The sequence below is a fragment of the Chlorogloeopsis sp. ULAP01 genome (assembly GCF_030381805.1).
Lineage (GTDB): Bacteria > Cyanobacteriota > Cyanobacteriia > Cyanobacteriales > Nostocaceae > Chlorogloeopsis.
In genome coordinates this window covers 67576-84092 of the sequence record NZ_JAUDRH010000001.1, presented here as the reverse complement: position 1 = coordinate 84092, position 16517 = coordinate 67576, and the positions used below count along the sequence as shown (strand labels likewise).

Below are 16517 nucleotides of genomic sequence, written 5' to 3'. Positions count from 1 at the left end.
ATCAGCCAGAGCACTACATTTTGCTTCCTTTACCATAAAAACTTCGTTAGGAATAAAGATGGGTGTATTCATCCATCAATTCACGGCACAGCCAACAACCCTCATACTCTTAATTTGATCCCAACTCACTGAACAACTTTGCCAAAACCACGTTAGAAAACAAAAACCCATCTGGATCGCTCAATCGCAGTCTTCTTTGTGCTACTTCCACCCAACCTTTCTCAAAAAATGGCTGGCAGTATTTCTTAATTTCCTCCACTCTCTCCACTCCGAACTGTTTTTCTAGCACCTCCAAACTCACACCTTCTGCTAAACGCAACCCTAACATTAGGGTTTCTAATAAAATTTCATCTGGTGATGTGACTTCACAATCAATTAAACACCCATCTTCTACCCACTGATAATATTCTTTTGTTTTGCGGGGGCGAGTGAAGCGTTTTTCCTCTACATAACTTGCTGCACCCATGCCAAAACCGTAATAAGGACGATTTTCCCAGTAGACTCGATTGTGCCGACATTGATGTCCCCTTTTGGCATAGTTTGAAATTTCGTAATGCTCATATCCAGCACTAGTTAAAATTTGCTGTGCCATTTGGTACATTTTTACTGTCATTTCATCTGTTGGTAGGGGAGTGGCACCAGGTTTATAATAACGACCGAAGGCGGTTCCTGGTTCAATAGTCAGATCATATATAGATATATGTGTTGGTACTATGGCAACTGCTTTTTCTAATGACTCTTGCCACCCCTCTAAAGTCTGATGCGGCAATCCTGATATTAGATCTATGCTGAATTCAGGAATTTCGCAGGCGTGAATTAAATCAACAGCTGTGAAAATATCGGCAAGGTTGTGCGATCGCCCACACGCTTGAAGTAAGTTTGCATCAAAAGCTTGTACACCTAAACTGACGCGGTTAATCCCTGCATTAGATAAGCCCTGAAGATGTGCTAGATCGAACGTACCTGGATCTACTTCCATTGAAATTTCTGCTCCAGGAGAAATACCAAACTTTTGTTCTAATACTGCTAATATCTTTTGCACCTGTTGTACAGACAGAAGTGAAGGAGTGCCACCGCCAAAGAAAATAGTTTTTAATGGTTGACTCCAACCAGAGAAAATGTTTATTTCTTGACATAACACTTCTACATATTTGGACATCGTGCCAGAGCTTTCACCTCGCAGGCGATCGCCAATCACAGAAACAGGAAAATCACAGTAAAAACATCGTCGTCTACAAAAGGGAATATGTATATAAGCAGAACTGGGAACATTTATAAAATTATCTCTTTGAGCCATTTTGAGTAACAATTAAATTATTATTCTAAGAATTACAAAAAATGAATATTAGTGCGTTAGTAACATTTTTTTATCATTTTCTAACGAAAAGATGAGAATAATAAAGCATAAAACTATTTAGTTATAATGATTGCAGATGTTGTTTACCATAACCTATACTATGACCGCAATTATTCTCAAATCTATTTAAAGTGAGGAGCTAAATAAATCCTTATCCGCTAATACCAGTTGCAGGAAAAACAAAACTATGCTTGATGCAATTATCATATTCTCATTCATCCTGGCAGCGGCAGGGATAGGGTTCTATAGTACCGATTTACTACCCGATGGGGCAATGGATCGGGTTACGAACCTAGAAGCTCTGCGTTTTGTTGTTGCCGTTTTTGCTGCCATTATTGGAGGCGCAATCGGATTAAGATTTCAGACTGAGTATCGTCGTCTGGAGGCGCAAGTTCGAGACTTGCCATTTGAAGTCATTTTAACTCGTGCTATTGGTTTAGTCATCGGGTTACTGATGGCTAATCTGATGTTAGCACCTCTATTTTTACTGCCAATTCCCACTGACTTTAGTTTTATTAAACCATTAGTAGCGGTTGTTGGTAGCATAGTGCTGGCATACACGGGTATGAACTTAGCAGATACTCACGGACGTGGGTTGTTGCGTTTAATTAATCCCAACACCGTAGAAAGTATGGTGGTGGAAGGAACGCTAAAACCAGCCAGCACCAAAGTTTTAGACACTAGCTGTATTATAGACGGTCGAATCGAAACCCTACTTGAAACTGGCTTTTTGGAAGGACAAATTATTGTACCGCAATTTGTCTTGCAAGAATTGCAACAAGTAGCAGATGCGAGCAAAGATCAAAAGCGGGTGCGGGGAAGACGGGGGCTGGAAATTCTCAACCGCATCAAAACAGCTTATCCCGATCGCATATTGATCAATACGGTTGACTACGAAGATATTGCGACAGTTGATGCAAAGCTAGTCCGGTTTGCCCAGGAAATTAATGGCACACTGCTCACGAATGACTACAACTTATCAAAAGTTGCCAGCGTTCAAAAAGTACCTGTTTTAAATGTCAACGATTTAGTAAATGCTGTACGTCCTACTTACTTACCGGGCGATAATCTTGACTTAAAGATTCTAAAAGAAGGAAAAGAACCAAGTCAAGGAATTGGCTATTTAGATGATGGCACAATGGTTGTTGTTGAGGAAGGCAGTAGTTACGTTGGCGGAGAAGTACGAGTAGTAGTCACGAGTGCCTTACAGACATCCGCAGGACGAATGATATTTGCTAAACCCCAAGCTTCGGCTTTGGCATGAAAGGAAATGTCACGTTTGAGTTTAATCGATGCTTTTTAACCGATGCAAGTTAACTGCATCGGTTCTTTTGTATTAAGTTTAAATATTAGTTTGATAAGAAAAAGTTAGTTAGCATTTAAATATGCATATTGAATACTATATGTCAAGTTTGTTGTTAATCCTAGCCATAAGACAACAATAATGGTATAAACAGGCCTAGTCTTGAAATGTCAAATTTCCTTATCAAAAATTAATTAAAAATAACTTAAGAATGGGAGCTAAAGCGATTAATTTTGTGGTTTTGACTGTAATTACTACTATTTTAGTGGGGATCGTCGGTCATCAAAGTACAACAGTAATAGCACTGCCGCCACCAGAAGAAACACCAGAAGAAATCTTGCGAACAGAAATTATTACAGCAGCGCGATCGCCTATCGATGGCAAACTCCTAACAGCCGCAGAATACGCACAATTGCAAGCACAGCTGCAAGAAGCACCACCACCAAAACTGTCTACCAAGATTCGGGACAATATTTTTTTGCTGAACCTGCGTAAAATACTACTTCAGCTTTTTCCTTTTTTGGATATTTAATTTACAAGGAAGTTAGTGTCTTGGTGAGATCAACACATAAGTTTAGATACTTTTGTGATTCAATCACACAATCAAGCCATGAAAAGTGTCTTTACTTCTATCTCCTGCCACCCCAGGTGACACCAGTTGCTACAACACGCTTAACCCGCGAACACACTGGCTCCTCTGCCTTATTTTCAAGACAAAAGCTAGAAAAATAACCATAAATACTAATTTCTCTGCCACTACCACCGTTCATCACTCTCCCACTCTCATAATCTGCCATTCCCCCCCAGGTTTGATGACAATCGCGACAAAATTTGCAAATAAATGTAAACAATACTATATAGAACTTAAAAAAGCAGATTTATTCAGCACTTTATTCAATCAACTTAGGTAGCTCCATGTCTATGACTACGATCGCCCCTGAACAGGTTAACCGTATTGTTTGGAATCAGCATCACGATCCTTTTGAAGTATTAGGTTCCCATCTCATAGAAGAAAATGGCAAAAATGTCTGGGCTGTGCGAGCGTACCTACCCAATGCCAGTTCAGCGTGGGTGGTTCTTCCTGAACAAAGGAAAGAGTATGCGATGCAAACTGTGCATCATCCCCACTTTTTTGAATGCACAATTGAAACCAAAGAATTAGCAAACTACCAGTTAAAAATCAAAGAAGGAGAACATGAGCGAGTCATTTACGATCCTTATGCCTTTCGTTCTCCTCGCTTAACCGATTTTGATTTACACTTGTTTGCTGAAGGCAATCATCATCGAATTTACGAGAAATTAGGAGCGCATCCCACAGAAGTAGATGGTGTCAAAGGCGTGTATTTTGCCGTCTGGGCGCCAAATGCCCGTAACGTCTCAATTATAGGAGATTTTAACAATTGGGACGGACGCAAACACCAAATGCGTAAAGGTATCACTGGAGTTTGGGAATTATTTGTTCCTGAACTTGGGGTAGGAGAACATTACAAATACGAAATAAAAAACATAGAAGGGCATATTTACGAAAAATCCGATCCCTACGGTTTCCAACAAGAACCCCGCCCCAAAACAGCATCGATTGTTAGTGACTTGGATTCCTATACGTGGAACGATCAAGACTGGATGGAGGTGCGGCGTCACACCGAGCCCCTCACCCAACCAATTTCAGTATATGAAGTACATATCGGTTCTTGGTTACACGCCTCTAGTGCAGAGCCTGCCAAACTTCCCAATGGTGAAACCGAACCTGTAGTTCCTGTTTCGGAACTCAAACCCGGCGCACGTTTCCTCACCTATCGGGAATTAGCAGACAAGTTGATCCCTTATGTCAAAGATTTGGGATACACCCACGTTGAACTATTACCAATTGCTGAACATCCCTTTGATGGTTCTTGGGGTTATCAAGTCACAGGCTACTATGCCCCTACTTCTCGTTATGGAACCCCTGAGGATTTTATGTACTTTGTTGACCAATGCCACAAAAATGGGATTGGAGTAATTGTAGACTGGGTTCCGGGTCACTTTCCCAAAGATGGTCATGGTTTAGCGTTCTTTGATGGCACTCACTTGTACGAACACGCCGATCCTCGTAAAGGCGAACATAAAGAATGGGGTACTTTAGTATTTAACTACTCGCGCAACGAAGTTCGCAATTTCCTCGTTGCCAATGCCTTATTCTGGTTTGACAAATATCACATTGACGGCATTCGGGTTGACGCAGTTGCTTCCATGCTTTACCTCGATTATTGCCGCAAAGAAGGAGAATGGGTTACCAATCAATACGGCGGCAGAGAGAATTTAGAAGCAGCAGAGTTCTTACGTCAAGTCAATCACATTATCTTTAGTTATTTTCCTGGAATTGTTTCGATTGCCGAAGAATCGACTTCTTGGCCAATGGTATCTTGGCCGACTTATACTGGAGGATTGGGTTTTAACTTGAAATGGAACATGGGCTGGATGCACGATATGCTGGATTATTTCAGCATGGATCCTTGGTTCCGCCAGTTCCACCAGAACAATATCACCTTTAGTATGTGGTATAACCACAGCGAAAACTTCATGCTGGCACTCTCTCACGATGAAATTGTGCATGGCAAGAGCAATATCATCGGTAAAATGCCGGGAGATAGGTGGCAAAAGTTTGCTAACGTGCGTTGTTTGTTTACCTATATGTTTGCTCACCCAGGCAAAAAAACCATGTTCATGAGCATGGAATTTGGGCAGTGGAGCGAGTGGAATGTTTGGGGCGACTTAGAGTGGCACTTGTTACAGTATGAGCCACACCAACAACTCAAAGTATTTTTTAAGGAGTTGAACCATCTCTATCGTACTGAACCAGCATTGTATACCTTAGATTTTGCACGGGAAGGATTTGAGTGGATTGATTGTAGTGACAACCGCCATAGCGTCGTGTCATTTGTTCGCACAGCCAAAGACTCTGATGATTTTGTGATCGTCATTTGTAACTTTACACCCCAGCCTCATTCCCACTACCGGATCGGTGTACCAGAACCTGGATTTTATACCGAGTTGTTCAACAGTGATGCGCGTCAGTACGGTGGCAGCAACATGGGTAATTTAGGCGGCAAATGGACTGATAATTGGTCTATGCACAACCGTCCTCATTCACTAGATTTGTGTTTGCCACCGTTGGGAGTGTTGATTTTGAAGTTGGATAGGAAGAAGACAGCCGAAGTGATGGAATCTTAATTAAGAGGGTGGGCATAGTCCCACCTTGGATTTTATCGGCAATATCACCCAAACCCTGGAAAAGTTGGACTATAAGAACTAAGCCCGCCTGCGCGGGCTAAATAATGAGCATCTCCATCAAAAGGGCGATCGCATTTACAGAGATAGCATCAGTTATCTTAATAAAATATTACTCAAAAAACCTTTCAGAAGGGGCTATTTCACTCCATTTATACCCCATATAACTAGTCAGCCCAGCTAAAGAAGGGTTCCATTTTCGGCGCAAACAGATGTACAAAGAAGCACCAGCCTCTAAATCTGTCGCTGTCTCTATTCCCTCGGCTCTAAACTTTTCTATAGCGTGATAATACCGTTTTTGCCATACCTGCTCTAACGAGTCATCAATATTTGCCCGATGCTCTGACACAAAAAAGCTAGACAATTCAACCAACAGTTGTTGACTCCCACCCCACAATTCTGCTGTCGCTGTGGAATTTACTAATGAACGATACTTTTTAGTGTTCAATGCACTTTTCATCAAAGTAGCTGTATCCATTGCCAACAGTAGTATGCGTGGCAAGGCATAGTAAGTCTGACGAAAACGGAAAAATAATAATGCTGGGTAAGAGTGCTGCGATTCAAGTAAATTAATTAAATCCCTTGCAATATTGGAAATATCCTGCTGTACACCACTGAGTTCACCACTAGCTCCCAGTCTTGCTAGTATTTCCGCCGCATCTGCTGTACCAGCAGAACGGTGGTGTAAGCTCAAAGCAAAAGTGTTACGTCTAATGAGTGCGCTGTAAATCGATAGTAGATAGGTAATTGTCAATGTAAAAGTTGAGAAGCCAAGTGCTGCTTCTAAGATCATCAGCAGTCGTTGAAAGTTTGTTTCTGGTGTCAAATCACCTGTACCAAGCGTTGTCAGCGAAAAGCCACTGTAGTAAAGTGCGGCGGTAAAACCAGTGTCAGTCCACTCACGAGTAGATTTAATCGCTGAACCCAAATCAGGCCAGACGATTAGAGCAAAACCACAGATCAGCAAGCATACCCATACTACCACTGTTGCAATTATCAATACAGGGCCACTGTGGGAGAGTACTTTCTTGTCTTTGCAAGGAAAAAGACGTGCCACTAATCGGAATAGCCACCAAATTCCTTTCCCTAATCGCAAACTGAGTAAACTGCTGCCAAGACGAGGAAATAATACTGTCAGGTAAATGTCTACAAGCGAGATGATGACAAGCCCTGCACCGATGATTTGCACTAACAATTTCATTTAAATTTGCTGCTCTGATTAACGATCGCATTACAAATGTTAATCAAAAATCTTTTGAGAAAATCGGGTGGAGTAGCAAATCAGTCTTGAGATAGGTAAACCAGTAAATAAAAATTTATTTTTATAGCGATCGCCAGCTTCAGACAGACTATTTGTGTGGTGTGCTGTGTTATTGCTATTCCTGTAAAGTAGGAGTCAAAGAAGATTAAAAAGCAGCTATGTACGTGCTAATTGGTGGCGCAGGCTTAGTAGGCTTAAGTTTAGCGCAGAAACTAGTAGAATTGGGGCATACTGTTGCCGTCATTGATGTTAACCCTAATGCTTGCCGCTACGCCCGCGAACAAGTGGGAGCAATGGCTTTTGAGGGAAGTGCAGTTAGTACAGAAGTATTGTTAGAAGCTGGGATTCGTAAAGCCAATGCCTTGGCAGCTGTGCTCAGAAGCGATGCTTTGAACTTAGCAATGGTAACTCTTGCCAAACACTATGGTGTTCCGCATATTTTGACTCGGATGCGCCACTCCGATTTTGCTGAACCTCTACGTTTAGCAGGTGCCAACCATATCATTAGTACTGTAGATTTAGCAGTAACAACAATGGTGAATGCGATTGAGTATCCGCAAATAGAATCAATCATGCATTTTGAGCAAGGGCAAATTGAAGTGTTGAAACTATCCATTCCCAATAATTGCTATGTTGTTGGGCGTCGCCTTGCCGAAATTGCTCAGGATTCTCGTTTTCCTACTGGTTCTCTAATTATTGGCTATCAACCCCATCCCCACGAAGATTTAACAATTCCTAACGGGAGTACAGTACTTGAACCAGATTCCACCGTGCTGATTGTGACAAAACCAGGCTCATTACATCAAGTAATTGATTTTATTGAAGGCTGCAAATAAGTTTAATGAAGTTGAACCCACATTTTTATTTAGCCATTGCTTTTATTTTTCTTGTATCTTGTACATCATCAGAGATGTCGTCAAAGTCACAACCTGCTCTTACTCAGGCAAAATCATCTCATCAAGTGGTGACTTTAGATAAAAATTTTAAGATAGCGATGGGTCAAACCATTTATGTCCCTGTCTATTCTTATATTTATCATGACGAGCAGCAAAGAATTTTAAACTTAGCAGCTACACTTAGTATTCGTAATACAGATTTGAATCAACCCATCGTTATTACTTCTGTACGTTACTATGACTCAGATGGGAAATTAGTCAAGCAGTATTTAGAGCAACCCATTCAACTTAATGCGCTAGCTTCTAGTGATTTTTTTATCAGTAGAAATGATAATAGTGGGGGCTTAGGAGCTAATTTTATTGTGGAGTGGGTAGCCCAAACCGAGATTTCTGAGCCGATAGTGGAAGCAGTTATGATTGCTACTGAATTCCAACAAGGAGTTTCTTTTATTAGTCCTGGTAAGGTAATAAAAAGTCAAAAAAATTGAAATTTTAGCTTCAAATTAAAGATTTTCAAAACTTATTTCCCTGTTAAGACTTCCCTGTCTCCTGTCCCCTTTTATTAATCATCTTCTAATTTCAGCAATAGTTCATCAATTTTTTTAAGCCGCCCATGCACAATTTCTTCTGAGAGGATTCGCTTACGTATTGCCTCGCTTAGTGCTGCTTTTTCTGCCAATAGTAAACGACGACGAATCGCATCAAGTTTTTTATATTCTCCACTTTTAGGATCAAACTCATCCGGACGACGATTGTAGAATTCTCTTAATGCTTTTTCTGCGGTTGCAATTTGTACTTGGTAACTTGAGCGCATCTCTTCATAAACAGCTTTTGGCAACACCCCTGATTTCAAAAGACTCTCTAATTCATCCTGGGCTGCTTTGGCTGTGATTAATTGGGCTTGCAATTCTTCAACCTGCTGCTGTGCCTCTGAAAATTGAGATAATTTTAAGCGTTTTACCAACCAAGGCAAGCTTAACCCCTGCCCTACTAATGACACCAGTACACTGCCAAAAACTAAAGTGATGAGAAATTCTCGCCCTGGCAGTGTGGTGGGTAAACTTAACGCCAGAGCCATTGAGAGTGAACCTTTGATGTTGCCTAAAAAGAGTAAATGTTGCCAACGCAGTGGAATTGGACGATCAAACCAACGAACCGTAGCTAACAGCGGATAAACTGTAAGAACTCGTCCGACTTGATAAGCCAAAACTGTAAGTAGAATAGCAGGCAAAGCCCTCCACAGCGTTAGCAAATCTATCTCTACACCAATCAACAGAAAAATAAAGGTATTGGCAGTAAAACTTGCGTATTCCCAGAAACTTAGTAAAGTGATGCGACTAGAAGCGGGAGTATTGCGAGAAAGCCCAAAATTCCCAAAAATTAATCCAGCCACAACAACAGCCACAGCACCTGATACACCTAGAAATTGCCCAGCCTGAAAAGTGCCTAATGCAACTGCAACAGTTAGTAAGAGACTGCTAAGGGGATCGTCTAAGCGGGCAAATATAGGTATGCTCAAGTAGCCCAAGACTAATCCAACAAGACAGCCTCCTAGAGCAATAAATAGCAGTTGTTGGATTCCCTCTAATAATGTGAACGAACCTGTTGAATATACCTGCAAAATTAGGTTAAATGAAACTAAGGCAGCAGCATCATTGAAGAGAGTTTCTCCTTCAACAATAGTGGAAAGCCGCGAGGGTACTGGTATCTCCTTAAAAACGGCAATCATTGAAACCGTATCAGTGTTTGCGAGAATGACTCCTACAAGTAGAGCAGGTATCCAAAAAAGCCCTAGCCCAAATTTCAACACAACAGCAATAATAGCACCGGACAACACAGCCCCAGGAGCAGCTAGAAGGGCAATTGGTTTAAACGTACTGCGTAAGCGGCTAATATCTGTATTAATGCCAGCATCAAATATTAAAATTGGCAGAAACAGATTCAAAACCAAGGAAGGCTCTAAACCAATAGGACGAGACAATAGTTCAGTGATCGGCAAACCTGCCAACACTAATCCTGTAACGTAGGGAACGCGAAGCCGCCTTGTTAGTAAGGCAACGCCTGTAGCTAGGAGCAGGAGAATAATTGAAACAGTGACTAAAGAAGCAACATCCACTTTAATTTTGGAAAGTCGTTTGAACTACTTTGATAAACGTTGCCAAAAATGTAGTACAAATGTCAAAAATTTGTCTGTAAATACACAATAGAGTCTAGGAATATACCGCACACTCATACTATTTCACGAAAAGGCTGATATGGATGTACCCCACCGCCTACGGCACCTCCCCTTACTAAGGGGAGGTTGGGAGGGGTTGAATATGAATTACTCAAAAAGTGAAATGGTATCATGCATAGGCGATCGCCTGGATCTCTCAACTTAACACTTGCACATATCTCGACTTCGCCTCCATGCATTAACATAACGAGTTGATGCATTAACATAACGAGTCGATGCATTAACATAACGAGTCGATGCATTAACATAACGAGTCGATGCATTAACATAACGAGCCGATGCATTAACATAACGAGTCGATGCATTAACAATGTATCCCAATACAATCGCATTGCAAGCCTGTGCATTAAGTAAGTAATTAAAACACAAATCCCCGATTTTTCTAAAAAGTCGGGGATTTTACGTTCACTTCACTTGTTCTACCAACATTGCAGCAGGCAACAAGAAAGCAAAATTAAGTTTTCCCCTGTGCTGGGGACGATAATTTAGGAACTTAGAGTTTAAACAGTGCTTACTTATACCTTTACTAACGTTGGAAATGATTAAGTAGGTTCCTCTGAAACTTTAACAACTAGTTTGCCCTTCTTATTACCTTCGAACAGTTTTAGGATAGCTGATGGTGCATTTTCTAAACCATCAACCACTTCAACAGAGTATTTAATTTTACCTTGGTTGAGCCATTGTCCTATATCAGTTATGGCTTCAGATATTCGAGAAAAATAATCGAGAATAATAAACCCTTGTACACGAGCGCGCTTCATCAAAATCTGGCTGTAATTATACGGCCCTGGCACAGGCTCGGTTGCATTGTAAGTTGAGATTAACCCGCATAGAGGAATACGTGCATACAAATTAATCTTCATTAACACGGCATCAAGGATAGAACCGCCAACATTATCAAAATACACATCAATGCCATCCGGACATGATTGAGCGATCGCACTTTCCAAATCAGCAGTTTTATAGTTAATAGCTGCATCAAAGCCAAGTTCTTGTGTCAGCCACTGGCATTTTTCATCACTACCAGTGATCCCAACTACACGACAACCCTTGATTTTGGCAATTTGTCCGGCAATAGAACCAACTGCTCCTGCGGCTGCGGAAACAACCACAGTTTCACCTTCTTGAGGCTGCCCTATATCTAAAAGTCCAAAATAAGCTGTCCAACCAGTAGCTCCGAGTGGCCCAAGCAATGCAGAGAGCGGATAAGATAGGGGGCGAGGGATTCGCGTCAGGGAAGGGATATTGTTTTGTGCAACAATTGTGTAATCTTGCCAGCCGAGCATACCGGAAACTAAATCCCCTGGTTGAAAATTAGGATTTTTAGATTCTTCTACCACACCAGCAACAATACCACGCATAACTTGCCCAATTTCAACTGGAGGCATATACTGCGGCATATCGCTCATCCAGATGCGATTAGTTGGATCTAGTGAAAGGTATATAGTGCGTACCAACACCTCACCATCAGCAAGGTTAGGAATAGGTTCTTCTCGGTACTCAAAATCACTTTCCTTAATATCGCCAACAGGACGAGATACTAAGCGAAACTGTCTATTTATTCGTGTTTCCATTGGTTTCGTCTTTGTAGTTAAGTTTGCTTTGATACAATAAATTTAAAGTTTTTCTGTACGTAATCTAGATGGAACTTCCTGCCAAAATAGTGGAATTGCGACCAAACCAGTAATTAACTGAATGCCGCCAAAAATCGCAAGAGACACTCCAAATCCAAAGTGCAGTAGTTCTCCAAATATGAGGCTGCCAAAGCCAAATCCAGTAAACAGGGTAAACACCTTGAGTCCCATAGTTTGACCTAAATTATTGCCATCCCCCAAATCGGTGACAATACCCACAAATAAAGGTTGGGTAAGGTCGTACCCCAAAGACAAAACGAGAACTGCAATAGTTGTTACATAAGGAGGAATCTCAAAAATCATAACAATTCCAGCCAGGGCTGCCATCACTAGTCCTGACGGAATTAGCCAACGACGTCCCCAACGATCCACGGCTTTACCAATCAGAGAACTCAGTAATAATCCAGGAATGCCATAGCCCAGAATAGTCAAACCAATACTCAATGCATCCATGTTGTAACGTTGCGACAAGTACAGCCCTAGCCATGTATATACGCCAGAGTGGTAGATGCCGTTCCACAAAACATAGGCATAAGTTCTTTGTCCTCGAAAACTGGTTAGTATCTGGCTGTATCCCCTAAATATCTCACGAATACTCGGTAGCCTTTCTACCATGGGTGTATCAAATAGAGCACCGTAAAGATGCAGCCGCCAAAGTACCAAAGCAGCAAGAACAGCCGTACCAAGAAACAGCGATCGCCAACCCACAAACGGTTCCAGAATAGCACCACCCGCAGAACCTGCCGCCATTCCCCCTTCCATTGCTGCAAACACTAATCCTAGCTTGCTGCCTCGCTGATCGAACGGGAACAAATCGCCAATCAAGGCAAAGGTGAGTGGAATGACTCCACTGGCTCCAACTCCAGTCAAAAGACGCCAAGTCGCCATTTGAGAAGCTGTCTGAGCCGTTGCAGTTAACGCGGTGCAAATGACAAAAATGAAGAGCGAGATGCGAATTACAGACCATCGTCCAAATCGATCTGACAGCACACCGTAGAATAATGCCATCAGCGCGTAAGATAACATATAGGCTGGAACAATAAATCCGATTTCCTGAACCGGAACATTAAACACTTCAGCCAAACGCGGAATCAGGGGCGCGATCATGTATCCCTGAAGAAAAATTAGACCGGCAGCAATTGAAAGTAAGGCAAACAAGTTTCTATGCTGCTTGAGGCGAATAGTGCGATCGGCTGCTTCCGCATGAGGTAGATGCTCAAAATGTTCTTTGCGCTTTGGCATGGATTTTGGATCTCCCAACTCAATTCCCACTTTACAAGTCTGGATGCTCAAAACTTAGCAATTAGGCATCAAAAGCCAACGCTAAAAATCAGCAGAGCAATCACTTGAGAAAAGTCAAAGTTTGATGACAATTATATTAACATTGATTGCTTTCGTAACAAACTTGTTACAGAAGGGAATCTGGAATATCAGTGTAAATAACCTGCAAAGGGGATTTGGAATTAGTGACTGGAGATTAGGAACAAGCAGCGGTTTTTCTATAACTCTGCTTCCAATTAGCTGCTTGGTTTCATAAAATATCTGTCTTAAAGACAAAATTGTAATAAATATTTCAGCAGTCAGTAAATTTTATTGGCTAACTGCACACTTATTCTTTAACAAATTGCTCTACAGCAAGTTCTGCTCTTTGCTTTTGCAGTTTAGATTCTACTTCTAGTTCTTTACCTAAAAAGTAGTTAAGGAAAGTTCGGATCACAGCAATCAGTGCCAACTTAACCAATTCTTCTAAGGTTGGAGCAATTGTAGTGGCTAAGATATCAGCCCCAAGCTGGAATTCTAATGCCAGAGCTAACCAGATGCCAAAGCGTAGTCTCAAGAGATTGAATGGGAAGGGATGATTGTGGCGACGGCGACTCAGAACGATCACAATTTGTATTGTTTTTAGCAATCCCACTACCACACAAATTACGGAGATAGTTTCTAAACAAAATTGAACTAGTGTTGCAACTTTGTCCAAATTATTTTCCAGAGGTTTAAACCATTCCATTCATCGTTTCCTCTGATCCAAAGGTTTCAAGCTAACGTCGTTTCAATAGGTTAAAAGGTGTGGAGCCACATCTATAGTTTTGGCTTTTGATTACAGCTTGGGCAATTTGTACTTTGTGATAGCACAGCCTCTACAAATGCGTTATCACTGTGAATCTTTGAGCAGATAACTATTTTTGCAGGATGATATGAGAATACTTAATATTTAAAATTACAATCAAAAGATAAAAAATTTGTAAGAAGCGATCGCTGTTTCTATGATTGGTTCTGTTGACGTTCCCTCAGTTTGAGCAAGATTTCGGCGTGCATTTCGCGAGTAATAGGATAGAAATATGTCAACAATAGTCCACCAATCAAGAAAATAGCAGGTAAAGGCGCAGTAGCGATGCGGATAGCAAATAATGCTGATTCTGGTTGCGTAGGTAGTGTACTTTGCCCTGGAGTTGCCTCTATAAAACCAGATGCTTCTAGTGCTATTCCGACTACAAACAGTCCAAATGCTAAACCAAACTTTTGCAGCAACACCATAAAGCCATAAAAAATTCCTTCACGGCGTTGCCCAGTTTGAAGTTCATCTAATTCAATCACATCTGGCATCATTGACCAAGGAACAAGATAAGCAGTGGAAACTCCAAAACCAGCCATCACTGCCAAAGTATACATCAAAGCAATTTGACCTGGTTGTAAAAAAAATAGTCCTGCTTGGGCTAGCATCCACAAACTCATGCCCATAAAATATACAGCTTTTTTTCCTACCCGTTGACTAAGAGCGCTCCAGACAAATAGCATCAACAAAGCAGTACCTTGCACTGCAATCAATACTGTAGGAACATCTGATTCTCTAAGGCGCATATAGTTAACTGCAAAATAAGGAATAATACTTGCGGTTACCTGTACTGCTAACCAGGAGAATAAATAAATACCGATGATGAACAAAAAAGGTCGATTGCTAAAGACAATTTTGAACTGTTCTTGATAAGGAATAGATGCGGATTCCTCAGTTTGAGTGCGTTTTGCTTCAAAAGCCAAAATGCGATCGCGCACACCCCAAACGCACCAATACAATGCCAAGACAGAAATTACCCCACAAATTGCCGCTAATACAATATACTGTTGCTCTCGACTGGGAATTTGCTCAAAAATAATTTTTGCCAAAATTAATGACAAAATACTGCCACCAATGGAAAAAGCAAAGCGAAAGCTATTGAGGCTAGTGCGTTCATCATAGTTTTGAGTGAGTTCGGGAGTCATTGCCGTATAAGGCAAATTGACAACAGTATAAAAAACCTGAGATATTACTCCAATCGCCACATAATACCAAAACAACCACCAAACGTTTGCGCTCTCATTAGCACTAAATCGGGGTACAATCCACTGCAAAAAGAAGAAAATTCCAAACGGAATCGCTCCATAAAACAGCCAAGGTAGACGGCGTCCCCAACGAGATTTTGTTTTGTCAGTTAACACCCCTACAATCGGGTCATTCACTGCATCCCAAATCTTTCCTATCATTAAAATACTGCCAGCCAACCCAGCCGGAATTCCAGCTACATTTGTAAAGAAAATCATCAGAAAAAATATAGCAATATTGGCAGTAATCGCCGGGCCTAAATCACCTGCACCATAAGCTAGTTTTGTTTTTAAATCTAGTTTGTCACCATCGGTAATTTGTTGCGGATCACCTAAAGGGGCAGAATTGCTCATATTGCCTCGCGCTCATATTAAAATAAAAAGCTTGGTTGCCATCCAGTATTAGCTATAAATATTTTCCTATGCTAGACCTTTACATTTCTTGGTCAGATTACCACCATAAGATTGAACTACTAGCAGCGCAAATATATAAATCCGGTTGGAAATTTAACCAAATAGTTTGTCTTGCTAGAGGAGGGTTGCGAGTAGGAGATATTCTTTCCCGTATTTACAAGCAGCCACTAGCAATATTAGCAACATCATCTTACAGTGGGTCTAGTAAGCAAGAAAGAGGGAAACTAATCTTCTCAGAGCATATGACAATGACTACCCAAAAGTTGGGTTCACGTATTCTGTTAGTAGATGACTTGGTAGACTCTGGAGTAACGCTCAAAGAGACTATACCTTGGCTTCAAAATTATTCTGATTTTCCCATCGAGGAAATTCGCACGGCTGTAATTTGGTATAAAGCTTGTTCAGTAATAACACCTGATTACTACGTCGATTATTTACCAGACAATCCTTGGATTCATCAACCCTTTGAACCTTACGAATTAATAAATCCAGCCGAACTTGTAGAAAAAGCGAGTCAACTATGCTAGTGGAGATGTAGCACTTTACTCATGGTTGTAGTGTGAGGACTGTATGCTTAATACTAAGTAAAAATAAGGTTTGAGCGAAGTTAGGCAGTGCCTACCCTACAAAATTGTTAATTTCCTACCAACGGATACGCCGTACCTACGGAAACCCTTCGGGTACGCCAGTTCACGCCACGTGACGCCAGGTGCTTCCCGTAGGGTGGCGACTTCGGAGGGTTCCCCGGAGCTTTCGGAGTCTCCGGCTCCGCTCCGTTGTAGGAACTGTCGG

At 41.3% G+C, this 16517-nt stretch carries 15 protein-coding genes; 6 read left to right on the top strand and 9 right to left on the bottom strand.

Going from position 1 to position 16517, the window contains the following annotated elements:
• Positions 1 to 109 precede the first annotated feature (109 nt).
• Positions 110 to 1297 (bottom strand): radical SAM family heme chaperone HemW, encoded by a 1188-nt coding sequence (gene hemW, locus QUB80_RS00415; RefSeq protein ID WP_289787530.1) that lies wholly within the window; start codon positions 1295 to 1297, stop codon positions 110 to 112.
• A 247-nt stretch (positions 1298 to 1544) separates the two neighbouring features.
• On the opposite strand from hemW, the gene QUB80_RS00410 reads away from it, so the two are divergent.
• Positions 1545 to 2621 (top strand): PIN/TRAM domain-containing protein, encoded by a 1077-nt coding sequence (locus tag QUB80_RS00410; RefSeq protein ID WP_289787529.1) that lies wholly within the window; start codon positions 1545 to 1547, stop codon positions 2619 to 2621.
• A 250-nt stretch (positions 2622 to 2871) separates the two neighbouring features.
• On the top strand, positions 2872 to 3192 hold the full coding sequence (locus tag QUB80_RS00405; protein WP_289787528.1) for a hypothetical protein: 321 nt from the start codon (positions 2872 to 2874) through the stop codon (positions 3190 to 3192).
• A gap of 97 nt (positions 3193 to 3289) precedes the next feature.
• Here the strand turns inward: QUB80_RS00405 and QUB80_RS00400 are convergent, their stop codons facing one another.
• The gene (locus QUB80_RS00400) at positions 3290 to 3457 is read right to left on the bottom strand and encodes a hypothetical protein (protein WP_289787527.1); all 168 of its coding nucleotides are present in this window, start codon (positions 3455 to 3457) and stop codon (positions 3290 to 3292) included.
• A gap of 124 nt (positions 3458 to 3581) precedes the next feature.
• On the opposite strand from QUB80_RS00400, the gene glgB reads away from it, so the two are divergent.
• Positions 3582 to 5870: a 1,4-alpha-glucan branching enzyme gene (gene glgB, locus QUB80_RS00395; protein WP_289788105.1), complete on the top strand. Its 2289-nt coding sequence runs from the start codon at positions 3582 to 3584 to the stop codon at positions 5868 to 5870.
• Positions 5871 to 6039: 169 nt separating this feature from the next.
• On the opposite strand, the gene QUB80_RS00390 is transcribed toward glgB, so the two are convergent.
• Complete coding sequence (locus QUB80_RS00390; RefSeq protein ID WP_289787526.1) at positions 6040 to 7128, bottom strand: potassium channel family protein; 1089 nt, start codon at positions 7126 to 7128, stop codon at positions 6040 to 6042.
• Positions 7129 to 7346: 218 nt separating this feature from the next.
• Here QUB80_RS00390 and QUB80_RS00385 point away from each other — a divergent pair, with 218 nt between their 5' ends.
• Positions 7347 to 8024, top strand: coding sequence for a potassium channel family protein (locus QUB80_RS00385; RefSeq protein ID WP_289787525.1), 678 nt, complete (start codon positions 7347 to 7349; stop codon positions 8022 to 8024).
• A gap of 5 nt (positions 8025 to 8029) precedes the next feature.
• The gene (locus QUB80_RS00380) at positions 8030 to 8572 is read left to right on the top strand and encodes a DUF3124 domain-containing protein (protein ID WP_289787524.1); all 543 of its coding nucleotides are present in this window, start codon (positions 8030 to 8032) and stop codon (positions 8570 to 8572) included.
• Positions 8573 to 8646: 74 nt separating this feature from the next.
• Here QUB80_RS00380 and QUB80_RS00375 read toward each other — a convergent pair whose 3' ends face one another.
• From QUB80_RS00375 to QUB80_RS00350, 6 genes are all read right to left on the bottom strand, one after another.
• On the bottom strand, positions 8647 to 10200 hold the full coding sequence (locus QUB80_RS00375; protein ID WP_289787523.1) for a cation:proton antiporter: 1554 nt from the start codon (positions 10198 to 10200) through the stop codon (positions 8647 to 8649).
• Between the two features lie 261 nt (positions 10201 to 10461).
• On the bottom strand, positions 10462 to 10641 hold the full coding sequence (locus tag QUB80_RS00370; RefSeq protein ID WP_289787522.1) for a hypothetical protein: 180 nt from the start codon (positions 10639 to 10641) through the stop codon (positions 10462 to 10464).
• A 221-nt stretch (positions 10642 to 10862) separates the two neighbouring features.
• The gene (locus tag QUB80_RS00365) at positions 10863 to 11894 is read right to left on the bottom strand and encodes an NADP-dependent oxidoreductase (protein ID WP_289787521.1); all 1032 of its coding nucleotides are present in this window, start codon (positions 11892 to 11894) and stop codon (positions 10863 to 10865) included.
• 42 nt (positions 11895 to 11936) lie between these two features.
• Positions 11937 to 13196, bottom strand: coding sequence for an MFS transporter (locus QUB80_RS00360; protein WP_289787520.1), 1260 nt, complete (start codon positions 13194 to 13196; stop codon positions 11937 to 11939).
• Positions 13197 to 13563: 367 nt separating this feature from the next.
• Positions 13564 to 13962: a DUF1622 domain-containing protein gene (locus tag QUB80_RS00355; protein ID WP_289787519.1), complete on the bottom strand. Its 399-nt coding sequence runs from the start codon at positions 13960 to 13962 to the stop codon at positions 13564 to 13566.
• A 254-nt stretch (positions 13963 to 14216) separates the two neighbouring features.
• Positions 14217 to 15665, bottom strand: a complete 1449-nt coding sequence (locus QUB80_RS00350; protein ID WP_289787518.1) for an MFS transporter — start codon at positions 15663 to 15665, stop codon at positions 14217 to 14219.
• A gap of 68 nt (positions 15666 to 15733) precedes the next feature.
• On the opposite strand from QUB80_RS00350, the gene QUB80_RS00345 reads away from it, so the two are divergent.
• Positions 15734 to 16252: a phosphoribosyltransferase gene (locus QUB80_RS00345; protein WP_289787517.1), complete on the top strand. Its 519-nt coding sequence runs from the start codon at positions 15734 to 15736 to the stop codon at positions 16250 to 16252.
• The last annotated feature ends 265 nt before the right edge of the window (positions 16253 to 16517 follow it).

Excerpts from the sequence above, each read along its gene's own strand:
- QUB80_RS00365 (WP_289787521.1), bottom strand. The coding sequence starts at position 11,894 with ATGGAAACACGAATAAATAGACAGTTTCGCTTAGTATCTCGTCCTGTT.
- QUB80_RS00355 (WP_289787519.1), bottom strand. The coding sequence starts at position 13,962 with ATGGAATGGTTTAAACCTCTGGAAAATAATTTGGACAAAGTTGCAACA.
- QUB80_RS00390 (WP_289787526.1), bottom strand. The coding sequence starts at position 7,128 with ATGAAATTGTTAGTGCAAATCATCGGTGCAGGGCTTGTCATCATCTCG.
- glgB (WP_289788105.1), top strand. The coding sequence starts at position 3,582 with ATGACTACGATCGCCCCTGAACAGGTTAACCGTATTGTTTGGAATCAG.
- hemW (WP_289787530.1), bottom strand. The coding sequence starts at position 1,297 with ATGGCTCAAAGAGATAATTTTATAAATGTTCCCAGTTCTGCTTATATA.
- QUB80_RS00410 (WP_289787529.1), top strand. The coding sequence starts at position 1,545 with ATGCTTGATGCAATTATCATATTCTCATTCATCCTGGCAGCGGCAGGG.
- QUB80_RS00405 (WP_289787528.1), top strand. The coding sequence starts at position 2,872 with ATGGGAGCTAAAGCGATTAATTTTGTGGTTTTGACTGTAATTACTACT.
- QUB80_RS00360 (WP_289787520.1), bottom strand. The coding sequence starts at position 13,196 with ATGCCAAAGCGCAAAGAACATTTTGAGCATCTACCTCATGCGGAAGCA.
- QUB80_RS00385 (WP_289787525.1), top strand. The coding sequence starts at position 7,347 with ATGTACGTGCTAATTGGTGGCGCAGGCTTAGTAGGCTTAAGTTTAGCG.
- QUB80_RS00400 (WP_289787527.1), bottom strand. The coding sequence starts at position 3,457 with ATGGCAGATTATGAGAGTGGGAGAGTGATGAACGGTGGTAGTGGCAGA.
- QUB80_RS00380 (WP_289787524.1), top strand. The coding sequence starts at position 8,030 with ATGAAGTTGAACCCACATTTTTATTTAGCCATTGCTTTTATTTTTCTT.
- QUB80_RS00345 (WP_289787517.1), top strand. The coding sequence starts at position 15,734 with ATGCTAGACCTTTACATTTCTTGGTCAGATTACCACCATAAGATTGAA.
- QUB80_RS00350 (WP_289787518.1), bottom strand. The coding sequence starts at position 15,665 with ATGAGCAATTCTGCCCCTTTAGGTGATCCGCAACAAATTACCGATGGT.